The organism is Curtobacterium sp. ME-Dv--P-122a, assembly GCF_030209645.1.
GTDB lineage: Bacteria > Actinomycetota > Actinomycetes > Actinomycetales > Microbacteriaceae > Curtobacterium > Curtobacterium flaccumfaciens.
In genome coordinates this window covers 231437-246228 of sequence record NZ_JARVRO010000002.1, presented here as the reverse complement: position 1 = coordinate 246228, position 14792 = coordinate 231437, and the positions used below count along the sequence as shown (strand labels likewise).

Annotated in this window: 13 protein-coding genes; 2 read left to right on the top strand and 11 right to left on the bottom strand. The window is 71.3% G+C overall.

Annotated elements, in window-relative coordinates:
* Nucleotide 1: 1 nt before the first annotated feature.
* From QRN49_RS02210 to dusB, 5 genes are all read right to left on the bottom strand, one after another.
* A complete protein-coding gene (locus tag QRN49_RS02210; protein ID WP_372439454.1) occupies nt 2–1111 on the bottom strand; it encodes an ABC transporter permease in 1110 nt (369 codons plus the stop codon).
* An 84-nt stretch (nt 1112–1195) separates the two neighbouring features.
* Nucleotides 1196–2812 carry an ABC transporter substrate-binding protein gene (locus QRN49_RS02205; RefSeq protein ID WP_111093200.1) on the bottom strand — a complete coding sequence of 539 codons (1617 nt, stop codon included), beginning with the start codon at nt 2810–2812 and terminating at the stop codon, nt 1196–1198.
* Nucleotides 2813–3399: 587 nt separating this feature from the next.
* Nucleotides 3400–5319 carry a DNA primase gene (dnaG, locus tag QRN49_RS02200; RefSeq protein ID WP_284753807.1) on the bottom strand — a complete coding sequence of 640 codons (1920 nt, stop codon included), beginning with the start codon at nt 5317–5319 and terminating at the stop codon, nt 3400–3402.
* A 40-nt stretch (nt 5320–5359) separates the two neighbouring features.
* On the bottom strand, nt 5360–6655 hold the full coding sequence (locus tag QRN49_RS02195) for a deoxyguanosinetriphosphate triphosphohydrolase (RefSeq protein ID WP_128779721.1): 1296 nt from the start codon (nt 6653–6655) through the stop codon (nt 5360–5362).
* Nucleotides 6652–7824: a tRNA dihydrouridine synthase DusB gene (dusB, locus tag QRN49_RS02190; protein ID WP_284753806.1), complete on the bottom strand. Its 1173-nt coding sequence runs from the start codon at nt 7822–7824 to the stop codon at nt 6652–6654. Before dusB ends, QRN49_RS02195 begins: the two co-directional genes overlap by 4 nt.
* Before the next feature lie 47 nt (nt 7825–7871).
* Between dusB and QRN49_RS02185 the strand changes: the two genes are divergently transcribed.
* On the top strand, nt 7872–8357 hold the full coding sequence (locus QRN49_RS02185) for an aminoacyl-tRNA deacylase (protein ID WP_128779719.1): 486 nt from the start codon (nt 7872–7874) through the stop codon (nt 8355–8357).
* An 8-nt stretch (nt 8358–8365) separates the two neighbouring features.
* On the opposite strand, the gene QRN49_RS02180 is transcribed toward QRN49_RS02185, so the two are convergent.
* The 4 genes from QRN49_RS02180 to QRN49_RS02165 all read right to left on the bottom strand — a co-directional run bounded on the left by QRN49_RS02180 (nt 8366) and on the right by QRN49_RS02165 (nt 12034).
* Nucleotides 8366–8620: a hypothetical protein gene (locus QRN49_RS02180; RefSeq protein WP_209050078.1), complete on the bottom strand. Its 255-nt coding sequence runs from the start codon at nt 8618–8620 to the stop codon at nt 8366–8368.
* A 5-nt stretch (nt 8621–8625) separates the two neighbouring features.
* The gene (locus tag QRN49_RS02175; RefSeq protein WP_284753802.1) at nt 8626–9360 is read right to left on the bottom strand and encodes a DsbA family oxidoreductase; all 735 of its coding nucleotides are present in this window, start codon (nt 9358–9360) and stop codon (nt 8626–8628) included.
* A gap of 125 nt (nt 9361–9485) precedes the next feature.
* Complete coding sequence (locus tag QRN49_RS02170) at nt 9486–10871, bottom strand: glycine--tRNA ligase (protein WP_110864656.1); 1386 nt, start codon at nt 10869–10871, stop codon at nt 9486–9488.
* Between the two features lie 107 nt (nt 10872–10978).
* A complete protein-coding gene (locus tag QRN49_RS02165; RefSeq protein ID WP_284753799.1) occupies nt 10979–12034 on the bottom strand; it encodes an aminotransferase class V-fold PLP-dependent enzyme in 1056 nt (351 codons plus the stop codon).
* 70 nt (nt 12035–12104) lie between these two features.
* Between QRN49_RS02165 and QRN49_RS02160 the strand changes: the two genes are divergently transcribed.
* Nucleotides 12105–13052 carry a LysR family transcriptional regulator gene (locus QRN49_RS02160; RefSeq protein ID WP_284753797.1) on the top strand — a complete coding sequence of 316 codons (948 nt, stop codon included), beginning with the start codon at nt 12105–12107 and terminating at the stop codon, nt 13050–13052.
* A 78-nt stretch (nt 13053–13130) separates the two neighbouring features.
* On the opposite strand, the gene QRN49_RS02155 is transcribed toward QRN49_RS02160, so the two are convergent.
* A complete protein-coding gene (locus QRN49_RS02155; RefSeq protein ID WP_284753795.1) occupies nt 13131–13928 on the bottom strand; it encodes an isoprenyl transferase in 798 nt (265 codons plus the stop codon).
* Nucleotides 13925–14773 (bottom strand): DNA repair protein RecO, encoded by an 849-nt coding sequence (gene recO, locus QRN49_RS02150; RefSeq protein ID WP_128779714.1) that lies wholly within the window; start codon nt 14771–14773, stop codon nt 13925–13927. The genes QRN49_RS02155 and recO overlap by 4 nt, the downstream gene beginning before the upstream one ends.
* Nucleotides 14774–14792: the final 19 nt, after the last annotated feature.

The window sequence follows — 14792 nt, the reverse complement described above, 5'->3', positions numbered from 1 at the left end:
GTCAGAACCTCACTCTCGGGTCGATCAGGGCGGCGACGACGTCGACGATGAAGTTGGTCACCGCGACGATCACCGCCAGCATCGCGACGATGCCCTGCACCGCGACGAAGTCACGGGCCGACAGGTACTGGTTGAGCTCGAAGCCCAGACCACGCCACCCGAAGGTCGTCTCGGTGAGCACCGAGCCGCCCAGGAGCATCGCGATCTGCAGCCCCATCACGGTGATGATCGGCACGAGGGCCGGACGGAACGCGTGGGTGCGCACCAACCGCGACTCGCGCACACCGCGGGACCGGGCGGCGTCGACGTACTCGGAGCCGAGTGAGCCGATCATGTTCGCGCGCACCAGGCGCAGGAAGATGCCGGCGGTGAGCAGGCCGAGCGTCAGCGCGGGCAGGACTGCGTGCTGCAGCACGTCGCCGATGACCTGGGCGTTGCCGGTGCGGAGCGCGTCGATGATGTAGATGCCGCTCGCGCCGGGGATGCCGTCGAGGATGAGCGACACCCGGGTCGAGGCTCGGTCGCCGAGGGGCAACCAGCCGAGCCACACCGAGAAGACGAGCTTGAGCAGCAGACCGCCGAAGAACACCGGCGTGGCGTACGTCAGGATCGCCAGCGCGCGGAGCAGCACGTCCGGCCACTTGTCACGCGTGTACGCGGCGAGCATGCCGAGGGGGATGCCGAGCACCAGCGCGACGATGAGCGCGTAGAACACGAGCTCCGCGGTCGCACCGCCGTACGTGACGATGATGTCGGTGATCGGACGGTTGTCCGTCGACGAGGTGCCGAAGTCACCGCGCAGGATGTTGCCGAGGTACTCGAAGTACTGCACGAGCACCGGCCGGTCGTACCCGGCGGCGTGCAGGCGTTCCTGCAGCTGGCTCGGCGTGAGTCGGCCGCCGACCGACGCGGTGATCGGGTTCCCGATGACGCGCATCAGGAAGAACACGAGCGTCACCAGGATGAAGACGGTCGGGATGATGAGGAGGAACCTGACGAGGATGTACCGGCCGAGTCCGCCACCACTGTTCTTGGCACTGCGTTGTGCCTGTGGCTTGGTGGGATCGGTGCCGTTCACGTCCTGCGTCGCCTCGGGAGTGCTGAGGGTCACGGGGTGTGTGCCTTTCGTCGCCGTTGCACAGGCACGCGGGCGTCCCTCGTGGGAACGCCCGCGGCCTGCACGTGGGGCTTGGTGCTACTTGCTCAGGGTGGCGTACCGGAACTTGAACGAGGCGTCGAGGGTCAGGCCCTTGACGTCCTTGCCGGCGACCGCGACGGACTTGCCCTGCAGCAGCGGCAGCGTCGAGATCTGGGTGGCCTCGCGCTCCTGGGCCTGCTCGATCAGGTCAGCACGCTTGTCCGGGTCGGACTCGGCCTGCTCCTTCGCGATGAGGTCCTGGATCTCCGGGTCGTCGTAGTGGTTCTGGACGAAGTTCTCCTTGGTGAAGAACGGCGACAGGTAGTTGTCGGCGTCGGAGAAGTCCGGGAACCAGCCGAGCTGGTACACGGGGTAGGCGTCCTTGGTGCGCTCCTGCGCGTAGGTCGTGTAGACCGTCGACTGGATGTTGACGGTGAACAGACCGGAGTCCTCGAGCTGCTGCTTGAGCAGGGCGTACTCGTCGTCCGAGGCCGAACCGTAGTGGTCGGGCGCGTACTGGATGTCGAGCTGCACCTTGCCCGTGACGCCGGCGTCCGACAGCGTCTTCTTCGCCTTGGACACGTCCGCGCCGCCGTCGCCGTCGCCGTACATCTCCTTGAACGGCTGGACCGCGCCGGTCAGGCCGTCCGGGACCATCGAGTACAGCGGGGTGAAGGTGTCGTTGTAGACCTCCTTCGCGAGCTGGGCACGGTCGACCACGTCGGCAGCGGCCTGACGCACGGCCAGGGCCTTCGCCTCGTCGGCGTCGTCCTGCCCGGTGCCGAACGGCTGCGTCTTGAAGTTGAAGACCACGTAGCGGATCTCGCCGCCGGGGCCGTCGGTGACCTTGAGGGAGTCGTCCTTGCGCAGGTCCGAGATGTCGGTCGGCGTCAGGGAGCGGTACGCCACGTCGACGTCGCCCTTCTGCACGGCGAGCTTGAGGTCGGTCTCCTTGGTGTAGTAGCTGGCGGTGACCTCGTCGGTCTTCGCCTTGCCGAGGAGGCCGTCGTACTTCGGGTTCGTCTTGTACTGGATCGTGTCGTTCTCCTTGTAGGAGCTGATCTGGTACTGCCCGGCGAAGGCCTTGCCCTTGACGATGTCGTCGGCACTGGTGAGCTTCGTCGCGCTGAAGACGTCCTCGTCGACGATCGGGCCAGCGGGGCTCGAGAGCACCTGCGGCCAGGTCTGGTCGGCGTGGTCGAGGTTGAACACCACGGTGGTGTCGTCCGGGGTGTCGATGCTCTTGAGGTTGGCCAGCAGCGACTGCGGACCGTTCTCGTTGTTGATCTTCAGTTCGCGGTCGAACGAGAACTTCACGTCGCTCGACGTGAGCTTGTTGCCGTTCGCGAACTCGAGCCCGTCCTTGAGGGTGACCTCGTAGGTGGTCGGGTTCGTGAACTCCGCCTTCGTGGCGATGTCCGGCTCGACGTCCGGGCTCCCCACGGGCGTGTTCATCAGGAACGGGAACACCTGGTTCTGCACGGCGAAGGAGCCGTTGTCGTAGGAACCGGCCGGGTCGAGGGACGTGATCTTGTCCGTCGTCCCGATGCTCAGGCCGTTCAGTTCGGTGTCACTCACGCTGCTGCTCGCGCAGCCGGTCAGCACCAGCGCCGTCGCTGCTGCACCGGCGCCGAGCGCGATGCCGCGCTTGCCCCACTTGGTCACGGATGCCATGTCCGCTGCCTCTCTGGTCATGATTGCAAGAGTCCTGAGCCGGAGGGTGGAACGTCTGTGTGCCCGGCCAGGAACGCTCATTGGTATCACCCTGTCACGGAACAGAACGAACCGGGGGCGATTTGTTTACACCGCTGTAATGCACGGGGCCGCCGCGTGATGCATGATTCCGCCGGAGTCGAGCGGCGCGTCACGCACGAAAGTTGCGTGGTGCAACCGAGGTGGTCCGGCGGTCGAGAGTGCCTGTCGAGCGACGGTTCGTGCGATCACGCCCGCCCGGCCAGGAGGCCCGCCCCGCGTCCGCCGCGCCCCTCACCACCGCCGACCGGTCACGACGCACCGCCCGCCCCACCCCGCGCGGCCACGTCCCGTCGGCCGGACCCCGACGATACGACGCCCTGCGACCACTCGACGCCCCACACACGGCACGTCCCGACCGCTCACGGACCCCCGAGGTCGCACGAACTGCCGCTCGCAGCCCCACCGCGCGACAGTTCGTGCGACCTCGGCGAAGCGCACGCGGCGCGTCGTGCGACCGGGGCGATCCCGCGCACCCGCCAACTGCCGCGAGAAGAGCGCGAAGAGCGCTAGGACGCCTCGGCGTCGGCGCGCAACCGCATCCGCTGCCCGTCGATGTCGACGAGCTGCCGCTGGATCTCGGCGCGACGCTCGGCCTGCTCGTGCGGGTCGGCGCGCTGCAGCTGCCCGAGCAACGAGGCCTTGCGGGCGAGCAGGTCACGCTCGACCAGGGCCACGACGATGCTCCGGCAGTAGGCCGCCAGGTCCTCCGCGTTCCGGGCAGGGATCGGCGCGAGGGCGAGTTCGTGCGTCAGGGTGCGGAGCGGCGCCGGCACGTCGGCGAGCAGCCGGTCGAGCCAGTCCCCCGCGCCGATGACGTCGACGTTGGCGACCACGGCGTCCCGCACCGCGGCGAGCATCGGCGTCGAGAACGTGGCCGACGCGGCGAGCCCGAGCATCGGCGCCCCGACGGACGTGGGCTGCTGCACCATCGCCATCACGGCGTCGCGCTCCATGCGGCTGATCGGGTCGTTCGGCAGCGAGCGGATCCCGGCGACGGGCTCGTCGGGGGAATCGGCCCCGTCGGTGCCGTTCCCGTTGCGGCCGTCGCGCCCGGCGCCTGCGGACCGGTCGTCCTGCCCGGCGGAGCCCGCACGGCGTCGGGCGGTCTCGACCGACCGACGGACCTCGGGGATCTCCATGCCGAGCCAGCCGGCGAGTTCGCGCACGTAGCCCTGCGTCAGCGAGCGGTCGCGGATGCCGGCGAGCACGGGCGCGGCCGCACGCAGGGCACCGACGCGCCCCTCGACGGTCTCGAGGTCGTGGCCGTCGAGCGTGCGACGGATCATGAACTCGAACATCGGGCGCTTGTTCGTGACCAGGCGGCGGATGGCGTCGTCGCCGCGGGCGAGCCGGAGGTCGCACGGGTCGAGCCCGCCGGGTGCCACGGCGACGTAGGTCTGCGCCGCGAAGCGCTGTTCCTCCGCGAAGGCCCGCGAGGCGGCACGCTGCCCGGCCTCGTCGGGGTCGAACGTGAACACGACCTCGCCGTTGGCGTTCGGGTCGGCTCCGGCCAGGTCACCGAGCATCGGGCGCAGCACCTTGATGTGGTCGACACCGAACGACGTGCCGCAGGTGGCGACCGCGGTCGTGACGCCCGCGACGTGACACGCCATCACGTCGGTGTAGCCCTCGACGATGACGACCTGCTTCTGCTTCGAGATGTCGCGGCGGGCCAGGTCGAGCCCGTAGAGCACCTGGCTCTTGTGGTAGATCGGGGTCTCGGGCGTGTTGAGGTACTTGGGGCCCTTGTCGTCCTCGAGCAGGCGGCGCGCCCCGAAGCCGATGGTGGCCCCGGTGACGTCGCGGATCGGCCACATCAGCCGCCCGCGGAACCGGTCGTACGGCGAGCGGTCACCCTGGCTGACGAGGCCGGCGGACACGAGCTCTTCCATCGTGAAGCCGCGACCGCGCAGGTGGTCCTTGAGCATGTCGTAGGACTTCGGCGCGAAGCCGACGCCGAAGTGCTGCGCGGCCGAGGGGTCGAACCCGCGCTCCCCCAGGAACCGGCGGGCGGGGTCGGCGGCGGCCGTGGTGAGCTGCCCCGTGAAGTACTCGAGCGCGGCTTCGTTCGCGGCGATCAGCCGGGCCCGGGTGTTGTAGTCGGTGCGCGGCCCGTCGCCCTCTTCGTAGTGCAGGGTGAAGCCGATCTTCGCGGCCATGCGCTCGACGGCCTCGGCGAAGGTGGTGTGGTCCTGCGCCATGATGAAGCTGAAGACGTCGCCGTCCTCGCCGCATCCGAAGCAGTGGTAGCGGCCGACCTGGGGCCGGACGTGGAACGACGGGGAGCGTTCGTCGTGGAAGGGGCAGAGGCCCTTCATCGACCCGACGCCCGCGTGCTTCAGCGTGACGTAGTCGCCCACGACGTCGGCGATGTTGACACGCGAGCGGACCTCGTCGATGTCGTTCCGCGCGATCCTGCCAGCCACCCCTCGATCCTAGTTCGTGGGACCGACGTCGGCGGACCGGTCAGACGGCGATGTGGACCGGGTCACGGTCACCCACCACCAGACGTCGGTGCCACGCGAGCGCGCCCTGGTCGGTCAGGCTCGCGACCTGGTCGACGACGGCGCGCAGTCGGCCGGCGTCGTCGCCCGCGGCGTGCCAGTCGGCGGCGAAGCCCGGCTCGAGGTCGGACGCACCGGTCGCCGCCAGCGCGTCGAGCAGTTCGGTGAGCACGCGGCGCTGGTCCTCGTACACGGGCTGACGGTCGCCCTGGGTCATCACGAAGGCCGCGACGATGCCCTTGAGCACCGCGATCTCGCCGATGATCTCGGGCGGGGTGACGACCGACGCGGCGAACCGCACGAGCGATCCCGAGGCGTAGGACTCGCGGGTGGCCGTCGTGGCGGTGCGCGCGAAGCGTCCGATCAGCTGCGACGTCAGGTTCTTCAGGCGTGCGGCGTCCCGGCGGGAGCCGTCGTACGCGGTCATCCAGAGCGGCAGCGCGCGCAGGCGGTCGAACGCCTCGAGCAGCTCGTCGCGGCTCAGGTCGTCGCCGACCCAGGCGTGCATGGCGGTCACGATGTCGTTCTCACCGACGCGGTCGCCCAGGGCCGCGACGTCGATGAACCCGGCGACGACGGCGTCCTCGAAGTCGTGCACCGAGTACGCGATGTCGTCGGCGAGGTCCATCACCTGCGCCTCGATGCACCGCTGGCGACGCGGCGCTCCGGCACGGAGCCACTCGAAGGCGTCGTGGTCGTCGTCGTAGAAGCCGAACTTGGTGCGCCCGGACGACGACTCCGACACCCCCTGCGCAGCGGGCCACGGGTACTTGCAGCTGGCGTCCAACGACGCACGGGTCAGGTTGAGCCCGAACGGACGGTCGACGTCGGCGCCGGGCCGGACGCCGTAGACCTTCGGCTCGAGCCGCGTCAACAGCCGGAGCGTCTGCGCGTTGCCCTCGAAGCCACCGATGCCGGTCGCCCAGGCGTTCACCGCGGTCTCGCCGTTGTGCCCGAACGGCGGGTGGCCGATGTCGTGCGCCAGGCACGCCGTGTCGACCACGTCGGGGTCGAGCCCGAGCGAGTCGGCGAGCTCGCGGCCGACCTGCGCGACCTCGAGCGAGTGGGTCAGCCGGTTGCGGGCGAAGTCGAGCCCCGCCGTCGGGCTGAGCACCTGGGTCTTCGCGGCCAGACGCCGGAGCGCACTGGAGTGCAGCAGTCGGGCGCGGTCACGGGCGAAGTCCGACCGGCGGTTGCCGTGCTCTTCGGGGAGCCAGCGCTCCGCGTCCGCCGGGCCGTACGAGGCGGTGGCGCTCATCCGCCGCTGTGGTGCAGCTCGGCGGCGGCCAGGACCTTGCGGAACTCGGAGTCGACGTCGCGGCTCTCGAGCCAGCGGTCGGGCAGGGCGGTGCGCTTCGGGTGCCCGGCACGACCGCGCGGCCCCTCGGCGTCGGCGCCCGGGTACGGCGCGTCGTGGTCGAGCTGGCCGAGGAAGTCGTCGATCTCCTGCAGGCTCGACGCCATCGCCAGGCCGGCCCGGACGTCGCTGCCGATCGGGTACCCCTTGAAGTACCAGGCCACGTGCTTGCGGATGTCGCGGCAGGCGTGCTCTTCGTCGCCGAAGAACTCGACGAGCAGCTCGGCGTGCCGGCGGAACCCGTCGGCGACCTCGCCCAGGGACGGCATGTACCGCAGCCCCTCGCCGCGGAACGCCGCGGCGAGGTCGCCGAACAGCCACGGGCGGCCGAGGCAGCCACGCCCGACGACCACGCCGTCGGCGCCGGTCTCGTCGATCATCCGGAGCGCGTCGGCGGCCGACCAGATGTCGCCGTTGCCGAGGATCGGGATGTCGGTGACGGTCTCCTTCAGGGTGGCGATCGCGGACCAGTCGGCGTGCCCGGAGTAGTGCTCGTTCGCGGTGCGGGCGTGCAGCGAGACCGCGGCGACACCGGCGTCGCGCGCGATGCGGGCGGCGTCGAGGTAGGTCAGGTGGTCCTCGTCGATGCCCTTGCGCATCTTCACCGTGACGGGGACGTCGCCCGCGGCGCGCACGGTCTTGGTGACGAGTTCGCGGTACAGGTCGAGCTTCCAGGGCAGGGCTGCGCCGCCGCCCTTGCGGGTGACCTTGGGCACCGGGCACCCGAAGTTCAGGTCGATGTGGTCGGCACGGTCCTCGCCCACCAGGATCGACGCCGCCTCGGCCACGGTGTTCGGCTCGACGCCGTACAGCTGGATCGATCGCGGGGTCTCGGACTCGTGGTGCTGGATGAGCTGCATCGAGACGGGGGTCCGTTCGACCAGCGCACGCGAGGTGATCATCTCGCACACGTAGAGCCCGGCGCCGTACTCGCGGCAGAGCCGGCGGTAGGCCATGTTCGTGATGCCCGCCATCGGCGCGAGCACGACCGGCACGTCGACCTCGATGGGGCCGATGCGCAGGGGCTTCGCCGGACGGGTCGCCGTCCCGGGTGCGTCAGTGATCGTCATACGTCTCCCATTCTCCCACGTCGGTGCGCGCCGGTAGCGTTCTCCACATGACGACCGACGCCAGCACCCGGTTCGACGCCGACGCCCAGGCCCGTGGCCTGCCGGTCGAGGTGGTCGAGCGCCCGGCCGCGGACTCCCTGCACGAGGCCGCCGGACTGCTCGGCATCGAGCCCGGCGACATCGTCAAGACCCTGGTGGTGAAGCGCCACGACGGCGGGTTCCTGCTCGCCCTGGTGCCCGGCGGCCGCAGCATCGCCTGGAAGAAACTGCGCACGGTCGTCGGCGTGAACAAGCTCTCGATGCCCGACGCCGCCACCGCGCTCGGGGCGTCCGGCTACGAGCGCGGCACCATCACGCCGATCGGCGCCACGGGCGACCTGCCGGTGTACGCCGACGAGCGCATCGTCGGCCGCCGCGTCGCCCTGGGTGCGGGCCGGCACGGGGCGAGCGCCTTCGTCGACGCCGACGCGCTCGTCGCCGCCTACGGCGCGACCGTCGCCGACATCACCGACGAGGAACCGCAGCGCGACTGACGCAGCCGTCAGTCCGGCACCTCGGACCAGTCGCCCTCGGCCCCGGCGAACGAGCCGGCGTCGATCAGGCAGGCGTCGCCCTCGCAGACCGGCGCGCCGCCGGGCGTGACGAGCGTCAGCAACGCGGGACGGGCCTCCAGCCCGGGAACGCCGGAAGCGGCGGAGAGGCCGCGGACGCCCGGCAGCCCCGTGAGCGCGTCCGGCACGGACGGGACCGACGTCACGGCCTGGAGGCGCACCGCGCCCTGGTCGCTGATGGTCATGTCCGTCATCGGGTCACCGCCACGTCCGCGCTCGCGTCGTCCGCGGCGCGCTCAGCCGCCGAGGCGACCTCCTCCGGCGTGGTCTCGCGGAGCGCGACCACCTGGCGGAGCACCTGCTCGAACGCCGTGGGGTCCTGGGCGCCGGAGACGCCGTACTTGCCGTCGATGACGAAGAACGGCACGCCGTTGATCCCGTACGCCTGCGCCTGTGCCTGGTCGGCGCGGACTGCAGCGAGCTGGGCGTCGTCGCGCAGGGTGCTGAGGACCTCGTCGCGGTCGAGACCGATCTCCGCCGCCAGGTCGGCGAGCGAGGACTCCTGTCCGACGTGCTCGCCGCGCTCGAAGTAGGCGGTGAACAGGCGCTCGACCATCTCGAGCTGCTTGCCGTGCTGCTTGGCGAGGTGGATGACCTGGTGGGCCTTCACGGTGTTGGTGTGGTGCATCGCCTCGAAGTCGTACTCGAGGCCGACGCCAGCGGCGATGGACGTGACCTGGTCGAGCATCTGCTGCGCCTGGTCGACGGGCATGCCCTTGTGGCCCGAGAGGAACTCGGCCTCGGTCCCCTCGAAGTCGACGGGGGTGTCCGGGCTCAGCTCGAAGGAGTGGTACTCGACCTCGACGGGACGGCCCTCGCTCGAGGCGCCGAACGCGGCGACGCCGGCCTCGAACTTGCGCTTGCCGATGTAGCACCAGGGGCAGGCGATGTCCGACCAGACATCGACCTTCACGGAGTCGTTCATGCTGACCCCAACGCGCTCGTGCGGCGCGCATTCCCGCAGAACCTGGTTCCGGACACCGCACCGTGGATCTTCGTGGTGCTGTGTCCGGAACCTGGTTCCGACGCGCCGCGACAGCCGCGGAACCCCTACGCGCCGAGCAACCGCTGCGCCAGGTACCCCTGCAGCTGGTCGAGCGAGACGCGCTCCTGGCCCATGGTGTCGCGCTCGCGCACCGTGACGGCCTTGTCCTCGAGCGTGTCGAAGTCGACCGTGATGCAGAACGGCGTGCCGATCTCGTCGTGGCGACGGTACCGACGGCCGATGGCACCGGCGTCATCGAAGTCCACGTTCCAGTTCTTGCGCAGGTCGTCGGCCAGGCCGCGGGCGACGGGCGAGAGCTGCTCGTTGCGCGACAGCGGCAGGACGGCGGCCTTCACCGGGGCCAGGCGCGGGTCGAGGCGAAGGACCGTGCGCTTGTCGACGCCGCCCTTCGCGTTGGGGGCCTCGTCCTCGTGGTACGAGTCGAGCAGGAACGCCATGAGTGCACGGGTCAGCCCGAACGACGGCTCGATGACGTACGGCACGTACTTCTCGTTGGCGGCCTGGTCGAAGAACCGGAGGTCCTGGCCGGACGCCTCGATGTGGTTGTTCAGGTCGAAGTCGGTGCGGTTCGCGACGCCCATCAGCTCGCCCCACTCCGAGCCGGTGAAGCCGAAGCGGTACTCGATGTCGGCGGTGGCGTCGGAGTAGTGCGCCCGCTCGCCGTCCGGCACGTCGAAGCGACGCAGGTTCTCGGGGTCGATGCCGAGATCGGTGTAGAACGCGACCGAGTCGGCGATCCACTGCTCGTAGTGCTCCTGGGCCGAGGCCGGCGGCACGAAGTACTCGATCTCCATCTGCTCGAACTCGCGCGTGCGGAAGATGAAGTTGCCGGGCGTGATCTCGTTGCGGAACGCCTTCCCGACCTGGCCGATGCCGAACGGGGGCTTCATGCGGCTGGTCGTGACGACCTGCGCGAAGTCGACGAAGATGCCCTGGGCCGTCTCGGGGCGCAGGAAGTTCAGGCCCTCTTCGGACTCGACCGGGCCGAGGTAGGTCTTGAGCATCCCGGAGAACTCGCGTGGCTCGGTCCACTCGCCGCGGGTGCCGCAGTTCGGGCAGGCGATCTCGGCCATGCGGCCCTCGGGGTCGCGGCCCTTCTTGGCGACGAACGCCTCGATCAGGTGGTCCTCGCGGAACCGGTGGTGGCAGTGCAGGCACTCCACCAGTGGGTCGGTGAAGGTCGCGACGTGCCCGGAGGCCTCCCACACCTTGCGGGGCAGGATCACCGCGGAGTCGAGGCCGACCATGTCCCCGCGGCCGCGGACGAACCGCTGCCACCACTGGCGCTTGATGTTCTCCTTGAGCTCCACACCGAGGGGCCCGTAGTCCCATGCGGAGCGGGAGCCTCCGTAGATCTCACCCGACTGGAAGACGAAGCCGCGGCGCTTGGCCAGGGCGATGACGCTGTCGAGACGGGAGGGCTGTGCCAAAGGGTGCTCCAGAGGTCGCCGAGCTGGGTGCTCGGTGCGGAAACGGTCCGGGCAAGACTACCGGCGATCCTGGCCCGGGAGGCCCGCCCCGGGTCCGCCCTCCGCGCTCACCTCGCCGACGTGGTCGGCCCCACCCCGCCCAGCGCGGCCACGACGTCGGTCACGTCGGACTCGTCGTTCCACAGGTGGAACGCGATGCGCAGTCGCCCGGCGCGCCCCGAGGCGGTGAGCCCCGCGGCGGTGAGGGCCCGGAGGGCCGACCCGTCGGCGTCCGCGAACGTCACGATCGCCTGCCCGTCGCCCTGCCGAGGCGACCCGAGGGCGTCGCACAGCCGATCCGCGAGACCGGTGGCGTGCCTCCAGACCGCCTGCTGGTCGAGCGCGACCGCGTGCTCGAGCGCGGCCACGGCACCGGGCCACGCCTGCCAGGCCGGCGACACGTCGAAGCGACGCGCGTCGTCGGCCAGGTGCATGGCGGGGCCGTAGCAGGAGGACCAGACGTCCGCTCCGGCATACCAACCGGCCTGCACCGGGCGGAGTCGGCCGAGGGCGGTGTCGGAGAGCGTCATGAAGGCGACGCCGCGCGGCGCGCAGAGCCACTTGTAGGTGTGCGTGAGCGTCACGTCGAACGGGGCGGCGTCGACGGGCAGGACGCCGGCGGCCTGCGTGAGGTCGCAGAGGGTCAGGGCGCCGACACGTCGAGCGGCGGCCACGACCGGGTCGGGATCGGTGACCACGCCGGTGGCGGACTGCACCGCGGACCACGCGACGAGGGCGGTCTCGGGCCCGACCGAGGCGGCGAGCCGGTCCAGCGGGACGCTCCGGACCCGGACGCCGCGGTGTGCCTGGGCGAGGAACGGGAAGACGACCGAGCTGAAGTCGCCGTCGGGGACGACCACCTCGGCGCCGGCCGGCAGCGCGTCGGCGACGACCGCGGCCATCACCGACGTCTGCGAGCCCGTCGCGACGCGCTCCGCCGTGACGCCGACCAGCGCGGCGAAGAGCGCACGTCCCTGCTCGACCAGCGCGCCGTACCGGGCGGGCGACGTCTCGGCCCGGGACCACGCGTCGAGGTCGGCGCGCTGGGCGGCGAGGGTGCCGCGGGTCGGCAGGCCCGCGGTGCACGCCGCCAGGTAGCCGCGGCCGGCGGGGAAGGAGTCCATGCGGACAGCGTCCCGGTTCCCGACCCATCACACCAGGGCCGATCCGTTGTGCCACCGATAACATCGGATGATGGACGAGATCGATCCCCAGTTGCTCCTGGTCCTGCGTGCCGTGGCCGACGGCGGGTCGATCACCCGCGCTGCCGCCGCACTCGGGTCGAGCCAGCCGGCCGTCAGCCAGCTGTTGGCCCGGGCCGAGCAGCGTCTCGGGCACGCGCTCGTCCTGCGCGGCGGGCGGGGCGCGACCCTCACGCACGCGGGGCAGGTGCTCGCCGACCACGCCCTGCACGTCCAGGCCGCGCTGACCGCGGCGCGCGAGGACCTCGACGCCGTCGGCGGACTCAGCCGTGGCCGGGTGCGACTGGCCGGGTTCCCGAGCGCGTCCTCCGCCCTCGTGCCCGCGGTGCTGGCCCGGATGGCGGCGACGGCGCCCGGCGTGACGACCTCGTACGTCGAGGTCGAGCCACCCGAGGCACTCGACCTGCTGCGCGGCGGAGAGGTCGACGTCGCCCTCACCTTCACCTACGTCGGCGACGAGGTCGGGACCGCCCCGGACCCCGGCCTCGTCACCCGGGCGCTCGGTCGCGACCCGCTCGCGCTGGTGACGCCGGTCGAGCCAGGAGGCTCTGCGCGACTCCGCCCCGCCGGCTCCACCGTCGTGGACCTCGCGTCCCACCGCGACGCCCGGTGGATCGGGGGCTGCCCGCGGTGCCGTGGGCACCTGCTCGCATCGTGCGCGAGCGCGGGGTTCACGCCGGACATCGTGCTGGAGACGGACAACGCGGCCGCGGTGGTGGGGCTCGTCGCCGCCGGGCTCGGGGTGGCGCTGCTCCCCCGGCTGGCACTCGCGACGACGGTCATCCCCGCCGGTGTCGCGATCGACCCTGTGGACGACGAGCTGGCCCGGCGCGTCGAGGTCGTCGTCGCGCGTGGTGCCGATCGTGTACCGAGCGTCCGTGTGGCGCTCGACGCGGTGCGCTCGGCCGGCCACCTGCTCGAGGGGCCGCTGCCGGGCTGAGGGGGCGGGCTCGGGGCTCGGGGGCTCGGGCTTGGGCTTGGGCTTGGGCTTGGGCTTGGGCTTGGGCTTGGGCTGGGGCTACGCCGTCGGGGCGTCGACCGCGCCGCCGTACCGTCGGTCGCGGCTGGCGTACTCCTCGATCGCACCCCACAGGTCGGTGCGACGGAAGTCCGGCCAGAGCCGGTCGAGGAACACCATCTCGGCGTAGGCGGACTGCCACAGCAGGAAGTTGCTCGTGCGCTGCTCCCCCGAGCTCCGGAGGAACAGGTCGACGTCGGGCAGCTCGGGCACGTACAGCCGCTTCGCCAGGGCCTTCTCGGTGACCTGGCTCGGCTTCAGGCGTCCGGCTGCGACGTCCTCGACCATGCCCCGCACGGCGTCGACGATCTCGTTCCGGCCGCCGTAGTTCACGCACATCGTCAGCGTGAGGACGTCGTTGCCCGCGGTCATCCGCTCGGCGGTCTCGAGCTCGTCGATGACGCTCCGCCACAGCCGCGGACGCCGACCGGCCCACCGCACCCTGACGCCCCACTGGTGCAGCTGGTCACGGCGACGGCGGATGACGTCGCGGTTGAAGCCCATCAGGAACCGGACCTCTTCCGGGGAGCGCTTCCAGTTCTCCGTCGAGAACGCGTACGCCGACACGTGCCCGACGCCGATCTGGATCGCCCCGGCGACGACGTCGAGCAGGGAGGCCTCGCCCGCCTTGTGCCCCTCGATCCGGGTGAGGCCGCGGCCGTTCGCCCACCGGCCGTTGCCGTCCATGACGATGGCCACGTGCTCCGGCACGAACCGGGCCGGGATCGCCGGGGGCGTCTCGCCGGTCCAGTCGATCGGGCGGAACGGTTCGACGTCGTCGGGGCGGCGGGGGCTCATGCGGTGGGGGCTCCTTCGACAGCGGGGTCGGGCTCGGGCACGGCGGGTGCCGGGGTCGAGGCCACCGCACGTGCTGTCGCCTCGGGTCCGCCGTGGGTCTGCGGCACCGGCATCGGGTGTTCGGAGCGGTCGACGTGCGGCAGGGACCGGAGCGATCGTTCCAGGTGCCACTGGGCGTAGGCCGCGACCACGCCGGAGGCCCGCGAACGCGTCCGCTCGTCGGTGGCGTCGACCGTCGCCCAGTCACCGGCGAGCAGGGAGCCGAGCACCCCGAGCGTCGCCGGGTCGAGCCGCGGGGTCCCCGGGGGTGCCGCGCGGTCGGCGACGACACCACCGAGCTGCACCACGAACGCCGAGTGCGGGCCGGGCTCCCCCGTCACCGCACAGTCGCTGAACGAGGGCGCCCACCCCGCGATGCTCATCGCGCGGAGCAGGTACGAGTCGAGGGTCGCGCTGGACTGGTGCTCACCACGCGACAACGAGCGGAGCGCCCCGACGAGCAACAGGTACTGCTGCAGCCCGGCGTCGGCCTCGCTCAGTCGGTCGGCGGTCTCCACCATGGCGCTGGCCGCGGTGTACGCGCCGTAGTCGGCGACGATCTGGGCCCCGTACGCGCCGAGGGACTCCGCCTGGGTGACGATGTCGAGCGACCGGCCCTCGTAGAACTGGGCGTCGACGACCATGAACGGCTCGAGGCGGCTGCCGAACTTCGACGCGGTCCGCCGCACGCCCTTGGCCACGGCGCGGATCTTGCCGTGCTGCCGCGAGAGCATCGTGACGATGCGGTCGGCTTCACCGAGCTTGTGGGTGCGCAACACGACGCACTCGTCCCGGTACAGCGGCATGCCCCCAGTATCCCCCGCC

Coding starts and splice junctions, on each gene's coding strand:
- recO (WP_128779714.1), bottom strand. CDS start 14,773: ATGCCGCTGTACCGGGACGAGTGCGTCGTGTTGCGCACCCACAAGCTC.
- dusB (WP_284753806.1), bottom strand. CDS start 7,824: ATGACGATCACTGACGCACCCGGGACGGCGACCCGTCCGGCGAAGCCC.
- QRN49_RS02155 (WP_284753795.1), bottom strand. CDS start 13,928: ATGAGCCCCCGCCGCCCCGACGACGTCGAACCGTTCCGCCCGATCGAC.
- QRN49_RS02205 (WP_111093200.1), bottom strand. CDS start 2,812: ATGGCATCCGTGACCAAGTGGGGCAAGCGCGGCATCGCGCTCGGCGCC.
- QRN49_RS02195 (WP_128779721.1), bottom strand. CDS start 6,655: ATGAGCGCCACCGCCTCGTACGGCCCGGCGGACGCGGAGCGCTGGCTC.
- QRN49_RS02160 (WP_284753797.1), top strand. CDS start 12,105: ATGGACGAGATCGATCCCCAGTTGCTCCTGGTCCTGCGTGCCGTGGCC.
- QRN49_RS02185 (WP_128779719.1), top strand. CDS start 7,872: ATGACGACCGACGCCAGCACCCGGTTCGACGCCGACGCCCAGGCCCGT.
- QRN49_RS02175 (WP_284753802.1), bottom strand. CDS start 9,360: ATGAACGACTCCGTGAAGGTCGATGTCTGGTCGGACATCGCCTGCCCC.
- QRN49_RS02165 (WP_284753799.1), bottom strand. CDS start 12,034: ATGGACTCCTTCCCCGCCGGCCGCGGCTACCTGGCGGCGTGCACCGCG.
- QRN49_RS02180 (WP_209050078.1), bottom strand. CDS start 8,620: ATGACCATCAGCGACCAGGGCGCGGTGCGCCTCCAGGCCGTGACGTCG.